An 11,101-nucleotide genomic window follows, 5' to 3' on the forward strand; every position below is an offset into this window, starting at 1 on the left:
CCTGTTATTTAAGCTAAGCAACTATCCCAATCTTTCCATACCGCCTCGTAATTTTGCGCTGCAATTACCCGGGCAATTTCGGCAGGGCTGCGCTCATCGCTAATTTCAAACTGTTCCAGCGATTCGGGCGCAACGATGTAGCCGCCCGGATTTGTTTTCGAACCGGCGCTGATGGATGTGATACCCAATTTGATAATGTTATTTCGAAAATTAGGCGATTCGCGGGTGGAGATTGATAGCTCTACCTCTTCGTTAAATAAACGATAAGCGCAGATCAGCTGTACCAGTTCCCGGTCGCTCATCTCCACTTTGGGCTCCAGCCCGCCGCTAAATGGGCGTAGCCTTGGGAAAGACAGGCTGTATTTACTTTGCCAGTATTTCTTTTCCAGATAATTAAGGTGCAGCGCCGTAAAAAAACAATCGGTGCGCCAGTCTTCGAGACCTATCAAGACCCCGAGGCCCATTTTATGTATCCCCGCCTTTCCAAGCCGGTCGGGTGTTTCCACACGGTATTTAAAGTTAGATTTTTTACCTTTCGGATGGTGTTTCTTATAATCTTCTTGATGATAGGTTTCCTGGTAAACCAATACAGTATTTAAGCCATAGGGGGTTAATTGCTCATAATCTTCCAGATCCATGGGTTGTATTTCCATAGAGATATGCGCGAAATGCGGACGGATCAGTTCCAGCACTTTTTTAAAGTAATCTACATGTACGTTCACGTTGTCTTCACCGGTAACCAGCAGCACATGCTCGTAACCCATATCTTTGATTACCGCAACTTCCTGCATGATCTCCATGGGCGAAAGCGTCTTGCGCTTCACTTTATTGTCATAACTAAACCCGCAGTAGGTGCAGATGTTACTGCACTCGTTGGATAAATAAAGCGGCACATACATTTGCAGTACCTTACCAAAACGCTTTAGCGTTAAACTCTGGCTGATCTGTGCCATTCGCTCCAGGTAAGGTGCAGCCGCTGGTGAAACCAGTGCTTTAAAATCTTCTAAAGTTCTTTTAGTAGCTGCCAAAGCCCGTTCCACATCAGTAGTGTTTTTAGCGTAGATGCTGGCTTTGGTTTCATCCCAGTTATAGGTTTCGAAAAGATCGTTAAAGCTATTCATCTAAAAAGGAGGTTAAGGGGCTACTGGCGACAGCATGTGAAATAGGCGAGGCTAATTTTGCTTCGAAAGCCATACGTCCGGCTTCTACGGCCATTCTAAACGCGGCAGCCATTTGTATCGGGTTATTGGATACCGCAATGGCCGTATTCACCAACACCGCATCGGCCCCAATTTCCATGGCCCAGGCCGCATCCGATGGTGAACCGATACCGGCATCAATGATTACCGGGACGTTACTTTGGCTGATGATGATCTCTAAAAAATCAATGGTCTTTAAGCCTTTGTTGCTGCCTATGGGCGAACCTAAGGGCATTACTGCAGAGGTGCCTGCATCTTCCAGGCGTTTACATAAAACCGGGTCGGCATGGATATAAGGCAAAACAATAAAGCCCAGTTTGGCCAGATCTTCGGTTGCTTTTAAGGTTTCAATCGGGTCGGGCATTAAGTACTTAGGATCGGGGTGTATCTCTAATTTGATCCAGTTGGTTTCTAGCGCCTCACGTGCCAGTTGGGCGGCAAAAACCGCTTCTTTAGCATTGCGAACCCCCGAAGTATTGGGTAGCAAATTGATATGCGGATATTTTAAACGGATCAATAAGTCATCATGTTCATTGTTTTTGACGTCGACCCGTTTTAGAGCTACAGTAACCAGTTCTGAACCGGATGCAAGCAAGGCCTCTTCCATCAAAGTGGAAGAACTGAACTTTCCTGTACCCGTGAACAGGCGTGAACTGAATGTTTTATCGACTATTTTTAACATTTCGTTTGGTTTAATCTTCTTTTAAGGATGCATTGTTTAGTTGCTGGTACATCAGTTGAATAGTCTGTGCAGGATTAACCGCATAAGTGATAGCGCCTGAAACTGCGACACCATATAAACCTGTTTTTATGATAGCACTTATATCATTTTGTTCTATGCCTCCAATAGCAATGATTGGCGTCTGAATAGCTGCAAGCTTAACTCTTTTGATAATATCGCCATAACCGTCGATACCTAAAATTGGACTAAGCTTTTGCTTGGTTTTTGTAAATCTGTATGGCCCCAGGCCAATATAATCCACACCCTCCGAAACCCTTTGTTTAATATGCTCAAAGGTATTGGCCGTACCACCAATGACCATATCTTTACCAACAATGGCCCGGGCCTGTTCAACCGGCATATCCTCCAAACCCAGATGCAGCCCGTAAGCGCCTGCCTTTAGGGCAATTTCAGGATGGTCATTCACAATCAGTTTAGCGCCGTGTTCGTTGCATAAATCAAGGGCAGATAGCGCGTATTGAAGAATATCTTGTTTCGGTTGGGCCTTAACCCTTAATTGTATCCACTTAGCGCCGGCATCGAGCGCAGCTTTTATCGCGGTGATGTGCGTGCCATTCTCGGGGTGTTGTGAAATGTAGTGCAGTCTGTCAATCATCCGTGTTTTTTATTTGCTAAATCTTTTAATCTGTTGAAATTAGCGACCGCCTCGTAAGGATTGTTCCAAATCGCACCAAGTACCGCACAACCATCAAAGTTCATCTCGCTGACTTGATCCAGGTTAGTTTTATCAATTCCGCCCAGGGCGATTACTTTAGGCAGCGCGTTCACTTTTTCTAACCTGAAGCCGTTGTCCAATTGACTTTGGTAACCTGGCTTGGATATGCTGTTAAAGACCGGACTAAAAAAAGTATATTCAAAACATTGTAGTAATGGTATTTCTGCCACGCGGTGTACGGACGTACTTAGTACATGTCCCTTTTTCTGTTGATAATTTAACTTTTCTTGATACGTAGTCAATCGTTGCATTTCTGTATAATGCAAACGCATCGTATCAAAATTAGTGGTTAAGTCATGCTGCTGATGCAAGGCAATATTCGTGTGAAATGCCTGATCTATGCCTTTAAGCAAATCGATGAACTGATTGCCGTTCCAATCCGGTTTTCGCAAATGAAAGCGCGTCATTCCGGCTTCAAAAAGCCGATTGATAATAACCGCTTCACCGACAACTGATCCGGGATCGGATATGACAATCAACTCCATTATAAATAGATCTGGCTGCCTTTTTCTGTAAACTCTCTTGATTTTTCTGCCATACCTTTTGCAAAAGCGTCTTCTTCTTCCATGCCATTCTCTTTGGCATATTCCCTTACATCCTGCGTGATCTTCATGGAACAGAAGTTAGGGCCGCACATGGAACAGAAGTGCGCGATCTTCGCACCGTCAGCAGGCAGGGTCTCATCATGGAACTCTTTAGCCGTATCCGGGTCAAGCGAAAGGTTGAACTGGTCTTCCCACCGAAACTCAAAACGTGCCTTACTCAGGGCATTATCGCGATATTGCGCACCGGGGTGCCCTTTAGCCAGATCAGCGGCATGGGCCGCGATCTTATAGGTAATTACGCCATCTTTTACATCCTTTTTATTCGGCAATCCAAGGTGCTCTTTAGGCGTCACATAACAAAGCATCGCAGTGCCGAACCAGCCGATCATGGCAGCACCAATGGCCGAGGTAATGTGATCGTAACCAGGGGCGATATCCGTGGTCAATGGCCCTAAAGTATAAAACGGAGCCTCTGAACAATGCTGCAACTGTTTCTCCATATTCTCCTTAATTAAGTGCATAGGCACGTGGCCCGGACCTTCAATAATAGTTTGCACGTCGTGTTTCCATGCAATTTTTGTCAGTTCGCCCAGGGTTTCCAGTTCACCGAATTGAGCCGCATCATTGGCATCAGCGATACAGCCGGGACGTAAGCCATCACCCAATGAAAAAGATACATCGTAAGCTTTCATGATCTCACAGATCTCCTCGAAATGCGTGTACAGGAAATTTTCTTTATGATGGGCCAGGCACCATTTCGCCATAATTGAACCGCCACGGGATACGATGCCCGTGATACGTTTTGCTGTTAAAGGAACATAACGCAATAATACGCCGGCATGTATAGTGAAATAATCTACACCCTGTTCGGCCTGCTCTATCAGTGTATCACGGAACAGTTCCCAGGTCAGGTCCTCGGCTTTGCCGTTTACTTTTTCCAAGGCCTGGTAAATGGGCACTGTGCCAATAGGCACTGGCGAATTACGGATGATCCATTCACGGGTTTCATGTATATTTTTTCCCGTGGAAAGGTCCATGATCGTATCCGCGCCCCAGCGACAGGCCCATACTGCCTTTTCTACTTCTTCTTCAATACTGGAGGTTACGGCCGAGTTGCCGATATTGGCATTGATCTTTACCAAAAAGTTACGGCCAATGATCATTGGTTCTATTTCCGGGTGGTTGATATTGGATGGGATCACCGCCCGGCCGGCAGCTACTTCCTGCCTGACGAATTCAGGGGTGATAGAACCTTTCGGAGTATTGGCACCAAAGCTATGGCCCTGGTGCTGATGGCTCATGACGTCGAATTGGCCGTTCAGTTGTTCTTTTAACAAATCGATGCGCTGGTTTTCACGAATAGCAATATATTCCATTTCGGGTGTGATGATTCCTTTTTTGGCATAATGCATTTGCGATACGTTCATCCCGGCTTTAGCACGGAAGGGTTTGGTGGTATAGTTGAAACGCAGGCTATCGAGACTTTTATCGTTTAGTCGCTGCTGCCCGTATTGCGATGAAATATGATCAAGTTGCTCAACATCTCCTCTGTCGATAATCCATTTTTCACGCAATCGCGGCAGACCTTTTTTTACATCAATATCGGCGTTCACATCTGTATAGGGGCCGCTGGTATCATAAACGGTTACCGGGACATTAGGCTCGGTTTCCCCGAACCGGCCATGTAGTTTAGTATCACTTAAAGTGATCTCTCTCATCGCAACCTTTATGTCGTACAACTGGCCTTGTACAAAAATCTTTTTCGAGGCCGGAAAGGGTGCGGTTGTTAATACCTGGTCTGTTGGAATTTTTTCTTGCTTCATTTTTTTGGAGTTTATGGTTAGCCGCCTTGTGTGGCTTTAATGATAATAACCTGATCGCCGGGATTGAGGATATGCCTTTCCCAGTTTGCTTTAGAGATGATAGCCTGATTAACAGCCACAGCAATACCTGTAGATGGAGTATTTAATACAACGGCTATTAAATGTTGCATACTGCATATGTCGGTAACCTGGTAAATTTGTTGATTGACGGTAATTTCCATTCTGGATCTAAAAAATTAACTTTTAGGAATGGCCCCGTATGGAGGAAAGAAAAAACAACTTGAATTTTTGGTAAAGTTGTCGTCACTTTTCCCTTCGGCAGTACTAACTGCATCAGGTTCAAAGGGTATTATCTCAGTCCGCAAAGGACACCCCTAAAGTTGCCGTAAAGTTATAGAAAAGTTTTAAGAATAAACAAATTATTCTTCTAAAGGAAACATTAACGAAGGGTTTCAATAGACGTAAACAGCATACCTATTCAGGATTTAAAAAAGTAATTACAGCACAGTCAGGCCCTTTAAGGTCGTTGAAAAATAGTATTTTCTCAAGAATCTATTTTGTGAAAACAATAAGTTTTATGGGGATGCGCTTATTGGGTCCGGTTGGCTTTACTAGCTTACCAATTCGGAAGGGAAAAATCGGATCTACCATATAGGCTGGACAATATAAAAGACTTATAATCTCTACTCCGGCTTTTTTATGTCCTAACATATTGTTAATCTGATAGATATGCAGAGCCGCTAAGTTCACTTTACCGATTCGACCTTTATTTTCAATAATTGTCCATTTTTCAGGAAAGATCGAACCGATTATAAACCTCTGACCTCAATTTCTACGTTTTAATACACTAGGTCAAGTTTTTTGAGCTTTTCGACCGCTTTGTAAACGAGGCACTCAATATTTACCGATCCCGTATTACTGGAAGTAAAATCATTCAGCTTTGCTTCGAGCCTGACAATCTTTTCTTCGGATTCCGTTTTGTGTCGGAATCGTGGCGTACTATGGAACGGATATCCATTCAATAATTGTTTATGAGAAAAATACACCGGTCTTGATTTTTTTTATTAACTTCTAAGCAATTCATCGAAAAGCTCAGCGTTGATAGCAAGGCACCTCAATTTTAACAAAACCACTTTGTCGGTACAGAATATGGCTAATAGAAAAAAATCGGATGAGTTAATTATTGCTAACATTGAACTTGCCTTTCAAAGCGAAGAGAAAGAGAAACGGGCAGCCGAGTTAGTTATTGTTACCAAAGAACTTTACATTCTAAATGAAGAGAAAGAGAAACGGGCAGCCGAGTTAATTCTTGCCAACAAAGAACTTGCTTTTCAAAACAACGAAAAAGAAAACCGGGCAGCAGAATTAGTTATTGCTAAAATTGAACTTGCCTTTCAAAACAACGAAAAAGAAAGCCGGGCAGCAGAATTAGTTATTGCTAACAAAGAACTTGACTTTCAAAATGATGAAAAAGGAAATCGGGCAGCAGAATTAGTTATTGCTAACAAAGAACTTGATTTTCAAAATGATGAAAAAGGAAATCGGGCAGCAGAATTAGTTATTGCTAACAAAGAACTTGCTTTTCAAAACAACGAAAAAGAAAGCCGGGCAGCAGAATTAGTTATTGCTAACAAAGAACTTGTATTTCAAAACGAAGAAAAAGGAAATCGGGCAGCTGAGTTAGTTATTGCTAACAAAGAACTTGTATTTCAAAACGAAGAAAAAGAAAACCGGGCAGCTGAGTTAGTTATTGCTAACAAAGAACTTCTATTTCAAAACGAAGAAAAAGGAAATAGGGCAGCTGAGTTAGTTATTGCTAACAAAGAACTTGTATTTCAAAACGAAGAAAAAGAAAAAAGGGCAGCAGAATTAATAATTGCTAACAAGGAACTTGCCTTTCAAAATGAAGAGAAAGAAAAAAGGGCGGAGGAGCTTATTATTGCTAACGAAAAGCTTAATAAATCGGCTGAACTCCTTCAGAAAAATTTAAAGGAAATATTCTATTATAAATATGCATTGGATGAATCATCTATAATAGCCTTTACCGACGAAAACGGGATTATTAAAAAAGTAAATAATAATTTTTGTAAAATAACAAAGTACAGCGAGGAAGAGCTGATCGGACAGGACCACCGCATAATTAATTCGGGTTATCACACTAAAGAATTTATTCATGATTTATGGGTTACTATTTCCAAAGGAAAAATATGGAAAGGGCAATTTAAAAACAAAGCCAAGGACGGAAACTTTTATTGGGTGGATACTACCATCGTTCCGTTTCTGGATGAGCAGGGCAAACCCTATCAATATCTCGCCATCAGGGCAGATATTACCGATCGCAAAGAAGCCGAAGAATATCTGATACAGCGTACTGCCCAATTAGAAACTGCTAACAAAGAACTTGTATTTCAAAACGAAGAGAAAGAAAAAAGGGCTGCAGAGTTAGTAATTGCCAACGAAGAACTTGCCTTTCAAAACGAAGAGAAAGAAAAACGAGCGGCAGATCTAATTATTCTATCAAAAGATTTAATAGTACAGAAGGAGGAATTAAGATTAGTTAATGAAGAACTATATGAAAAGGCTCAGCTTTTATTGCGACAGGAAGAAAGACTGATTAGGATCAATCAGGACCTTCTTTGCCTGAATCAAGACCTTGAGAATAGGGTTTTGGAAAGAACCTGCGAACTTGAAAAGCTGAATCATGAACTAAAAGATCTGAATTTATCTAAAGACAAGTTTCTGTCCATTATTTCCCATGATCTACGCAACCCTCTAACGGCTTTGCTGATCTCATCGGATAAATTAAGCCTCGATACAAAAAATCCTGTTTTTAACGGAATCCAACCATTAGTAAAGATCATTCATAGTACCTCTAATAAAATTCTTCAGCAATTGAATGAACTGCTTGAATGGGCCAAATTGCAAAAGGATAAAACATCTATAAATCCCGGAAAGCTACATTTGGTTCGGGCGGTGGATCAAAGTTTGGAATTATTAAAAGCAAATGCCCTGCAAAAAAATATTGTTCTTGAAAATGAAGTTTCTTTTGATCTTTATGTAAATGCAGATACATTGATGTTTCGTTCTATTCTCCAAAACCTGGTTACAAATGCCATTAAATATACTCCGCATGGCGGAATGATAAAGATAACCGCTCAAAGGATAGATAAGATGGTGGAGGTTTGTGTCACGGATTCAGGCATCGGTATGGAGGAACATACCAGAGAAAATCTGTTTACGAACTCTGCTCCTATCCAGTTATCAGGTACAAATAATGAAAAAGGCTCCGGCCTGGGTTTAATACTTGTAAAAGATTTTGTTACCCAGCATGGCGGCACCATTCGCGTTGAAAGTGAAAGGGAAAAAGGGACCTGCATCATTTTTACGGTACCGGAGTATTGAATCTTGATCCTTATGAAATAGCTTACAGGCTACGTCGGAAAGATTGAGAATACGTTTGGGTTCTCGGAAGGGCTGCTCCTGTTTACAAATCCGAAGGTGAAATAGTTAAATGGTTTGTGACTTGGCCTGTATATCTGTCATCGCATAATTTCTAACCATGGAGGTCAAATCGGCGTAGAGAGTGAGTTGGGTAAAGGGAGCACGTTTTGGTTTACTATACCCGCCTAAATAGGGAACTAAAAACATCCTGTTACGGGTTTTTAGTTTTTACACACAATCTTCCATACACTTTATAAAATTAACGCAGGGAAAGGGGTTGTCAGCGTAAGCGTGAATATGGGCTAAGACCAATGGTATTGAAATAATTAGAATTTAATGATTTATTACTATCTAATAAGCACTTATCTAATTACTGGATCCCTTCACTTTTAGGTCAGTAAGCAGGGTAGAAAGTTGTTTTACCCGTTCAGGGTATTGGAGGTATAAATTGTTTTTTTCAAGCGCGTCGTTCTTTAAATTATAAAGTTGGCCCAACGGCCCGCCTTTTACAGGTTTTAGCAAAACGGGTTCGGTGAACCCTCCCGACCCTAAGCCATTAATATATTTCCATCCATCTTTTTTTATTGCCAGCATATTGCGGGATGAAATGTAGATAATCTGATCTCTTACAGGAGCAACCGATCTCTCGGTTAAAACTTTGTAAAAGCTAAAACTATCTTCGCCAGAATTGCTTTTTAAAGCCTGGCCATTCAGCTCAGAAAACGTAGCCATAAAATCAATCAGGCTTACACTATGTGGGTATATAAACTGCTTTTTAATTTTATCCGGCCATTTTATAATCAATGGAATATGGTGCCCGCCTTCCCAAATGTCGCCTTTTTGTCCGCGATTGCCATAATTACTCTGATGTGAGTAAACCTGGATGTCATCTTCTGCCCATGGCGAACCGTGGTCACTTGTGAATATGACTATTGTGTTATCCTCAATATTCAATTGTTTTAGGGTATTATTTACCTGCGCTACATAATCATCTATCTGCTCAACAAAGTCGCCATAAGTACCCAAAATACTTTTGCCTTTAAAATTTTTATTTGGCATCCATGGTGTATGCGGACCTGTCAAAGCCAGATAAAGCATAAAGGGCTTTTCAGGACTATTTTTTACCTGATTCTTGATAAATGAAAGTCCTTCATTCACAATAGTATCAAGACAGTCTTCCACTTTAAAAGATTTCGACATTTCACCATTCCGCCACCAGACACCCTGTTCCCAATAAATATCATTTTCATTCGTGTGTTTCCTGTCCCACACATAAGATGTACGCGGCAATGATTTAGGATAGGCATCGGCAGTAAGTATCACATCCGGATCTACAACCCGATTGTTTTTTATATACACATACGGAGGCATATCCAATGATGCAGGCAAAATATAAGAATAATCAAACCCTAGTGAATTAGGACCGCCGCTTATGTCCCGGGAGAAGTCTGTGTTAGTTATTGTTTTATCATTTTGATCAGGAATTTGCGGCTTGAGGTTGTCCTTCAATTTCCAATTCACCCCCACATGCCATTTTCCTACACTTGCGGTAGTATATCCCGCCCGTTGCATAAGCGAACCTATTGTTTCTCGTCCCGGTTCAATTAGCGGTGGCAGATAGCCTAAATATTGCTTTTGAGGTGCAGCACGGAACTGATAACGTCCCGTTAGTAGTCCGTATCGTGAAGGAATACATACAGCCCCGGCAGAATGCGCGTCAGTAAATACGACGGATTTTTGCGCCATAACATCTATATTCGGTGTTTTTGTACGGGCAGAAGGATTGTTTGAAGAAACATCACCATAGCCCATATCATCGGCCAAAATAATTACAATGTTAGGCTTGGAACGAACTTTTTGTTGAGCAAGTACAGCCCCCGTAAGTATTTGAGTTATAGCCAGGATTGCGATAAACTTTTTGGTCATTAACTATTATAATTGGTAAGCACTGTTATAATTTAAGTAAAGAAAACAAGAAGCGATTAAAAAAAAAATTAAAACTGTTTACAAATCGTGTTTGAAATTACCTTTTGAACTCTACACTAAAATATTTTCATAAACTTTATTCAAATGTGATATTTGTATACGCTTCAGTTCCTTTGTTTTCGAAACTAATAGTTCACTGCAAACTGTAAAGCCGCGATTTTCTTTAAATTGTAAGAAATTGGTTCGACTTTAATTCATAAAGGGATAACAGGAGGGTGAGAGTTAATAGGATTAGCCAAATAATGTTTTCATATCCAAAATTTGACATGCTTAAACTAACTAAACAACTAGGAATTTTAACACTTCTAATCGGGCTCTCTTCCTGCGCCGGGGGCTCCTTCCTTTCCATGAAGAGTGATAAAAGCACTTACGAGGCAGACCTGATTGTATACGGGGGCACTTCTGCGGCAATTACTTCAGCCGTGCAAGCCGCCCGTATGGGTAAGAGCGTGCTCGTGGTGTCACCCGATACTCACTTGGGTGGCTTGTCGTCGGGAGGTTTAGGCTTTACAGACACCGGCAACAAGCAGGTCATCGGTGGACTGGCCCGGGAATTTTATCATCGTATTTACTTGCATTACCAAAAAGAAGAATCCTGGCAATGGCAGAAGAAACAGGAGTACGGTAACAAAGGCCAGGGTACCCCTGCT

At 41.5% G+C, this 11,101-nt stretch carries 10 protein-coding genes and 1 riboswitch; of the genes, 3 read left to right on the forward strand and 7 right to left on the reverse strand.

Annotation, left to right across the window (positions count from 1 at the left end):
* Positions 1-8: 8 nt before the first annotated feature.
* Genes thiH through thiS form a run of 6 tightly spaced genes read right to left on the reverse strand, consistent with a single transcriptional unit; the run spans position 9 to position 5,245 of the window.
* The gene (thiH, locus tag ACLL8Z_RS02175) at positions 9-1,121 is read right to left on the reverse strand and encodes a 2-iminoacetate synthase ThiH (protein WP_411273111.1); all 1,113 of its coding nucleotides are present in this window, start codon (positions 1,119-1,121) and stop codon (positions 9-11) included.
* Positions 1,114-1,881 (reverse strand): thiazole synthase, encoded by a 768-nt coding sequence (locus ACLL8Z_RS02180; RefSeq protein WP_411273112.1) that lies wholly within the window; start codon positions 1,879-1,881, stop codon positions 1,114-1,116. Before ACLL8Z_RS02180 ends, thiH begins: the two co-directional genes overlap by 8 nt.
* A gap of 10 nt (positions 1,882-1,891) precedes the next feature.
* Entirely contained in the window at positions 1,892-2,536 is a 645-nt protein-coding gene (locus ACLL8Z_RS02185; RefSeq protein ID WP_411273113.1) for a thiamine phosphate synthase, read from the reverse strand.
* On the reverse strand, positions 2,533-3,141 hold the full coding sequence (locus ACLL8Z_RS02190) for a thiamine phosphate synthase (RefSeq protein WP_411273114.1): 609 nt from the start codon (positions 3,139-3,141) through the stop codon (positions 2,533-2,535). The genes ACLL8Z_RS02185 and ACLL8Z_RS02190 overlap by 4 nt, the downstream gene beginning before the upstream one ends.
* Entirely contained in the window at positions 3,141-5,024 is a 1,884-nt protein-coding gene (thiC, locus tag ACLL8Z_RS02195) for a phosphomethylpyrimidine synthase ThiC (protein ID WP_411273115.1), read from the reverse strand. Before thiC ends, ACLL8Z_RS02190 begins: the two co-directional genes overlap by 1 nt.
* Positions 5,025-5,041: 17 nt before the next feature.
* Positions 5,042-5,245, reverse strand: a complete 204-nt coding sequence (thiS, locus tag ACLL8Z_RS02200) for a sulfur carrier protein ThiS (protein WP_411273116.1) — start codon at positions 5,243-5,245, stop codon at positions 5,042-5,044.
* A 72-nt stretch (positions 5,246-5,317) separates the two neighbouring features.
* Positions 5,318-5,410: riboswitch (TPP riboswitch) on the reverse strand.
* Between the two features lie 763 nt (positions 5,411-6,173).
* Here thiS and ACLL8Z_RS02205 point away from each other — a divergent pair.
* Together ACLL8Z_RS02205 and ACLL8Z_RS02210 are read left to right on the forward strand one after the other, a co-directional pair.
* Positions 6,174-8,426: an ATP-binding protein gene (locus tag ACLL8Z_RS02205; protein ID WP_411273117.1), complete on the forward strand. Its 2,253-nt coding sequence runs from the start codon at positions 6,174-6,176 to the stop codon at positions 8,424-8,426.
* 132 nt (positions 8,427-8,558) lie between these two features.
* Complete coding sequence (locus ACLL8Z_RS02210) at positions 8,559-8,654, forward strand: hypothetical protein (RefSeq protein ID WP_411273120.1); 96 nt, start codon at positions 8,559-8,561, stop codon at positions 8,652-8,654.
* A gap of 177 nt (positions 8,655-8,831) precedes the next feature.
* On the opposite strand, the gene ACLL8Z_RS02215 is transcribed toward ACLL8Z_RS02210, so the two are convergent.
* Positions 8,832-10,391 carry a sulfatase family protein gene (locus ACLL8Z_RS02215; protein ID WP_411273118.1) on the reverse strand — a complete coding sequence of 520 codons (1,560 nt, stop codon included), beginning with the start codon at positions 10,389-10,391 and terminating at the stop codon, positions 8,832-8,834.
* A gap of 326 nt (positions 10,392-10,717) precedes the next feature.
* Here ACLL8Z_RS02215 and ACLL8Z_RS02220 point away from each other — a divergent pair.
* Positions 10,718-11,101 (forward strand): FAD-dependent oxidoreductase (locus ACLL8Z_RS02220; RefSeq protein WP_411273119.1); only part of this gene is annotated, 384 nt, incomplete at its 3' end.

The sequence above is a fragment of the Daejeonella sp. genome (assembly GCF_046590655.1).
In the GTDB taxonomy this organism is placed as follows: domain Bacteria; phylum Bacteroidota; class Bacteroidia; order Sphingobacteriales; family Sphingobacteriaceae; genus Daejeonella.

Coding starts and splice junctions, on each gene's coding strand:
- thiH (WP_411273111.1), bottom strand. CDS start 1,121: ATGAATAGCTTTAACGATCTTTTCGAAACCTATAACTGGGATGAAACC.
- ACLL8Z_RS02180 (WP_411273112.1), bottom strand. CDS start 1,881: ATGTTAAAAATAGTCGATAAAACATTCAGTTCACGCCTGTTCACGGGT.
- ACLL8Z_RS02185 (WP_411273113.1), bottom strand. CDS start 2,536: ATGATTGACAGACTGCACTACATTTCACAACACCCCGAGAATGGCACG.
- ACLL8Z_RS02190 (WP_411273114.1), bottom strand. CDS start 3,141: ATGGAGTTGATTGTCATATCCGATCCCGGATCAGTTGTCGGTGAAGCG.
- thiC (WP_411273115.1), bottom strand. CDS start 5,024: ATGAAGCAAGAAAAAATTCCAACAGACCAGGTATTAACAACCGCACCC.
- thiS (WP_411273116.1), bottom strand. CDS start 5,245: ATGGAAATTACCGTCAATCAACAAATTTACCAGGTTACCGACATATGC.
- ACLL8Z_RS02205 (WP_411273117.1), top strand. CDS start 6,174: ATGGCTAATAGAAAAAAATCGGATGAGTTAATTATTGCTAACATTGAA.
- ACLL8Z_RS02215 (WP_411273118.1), bottom strand. CDS start 10,391: ATGACCAAAAAGTTTATCGCAATCCTGGCTATAACTCAAATACTTACG.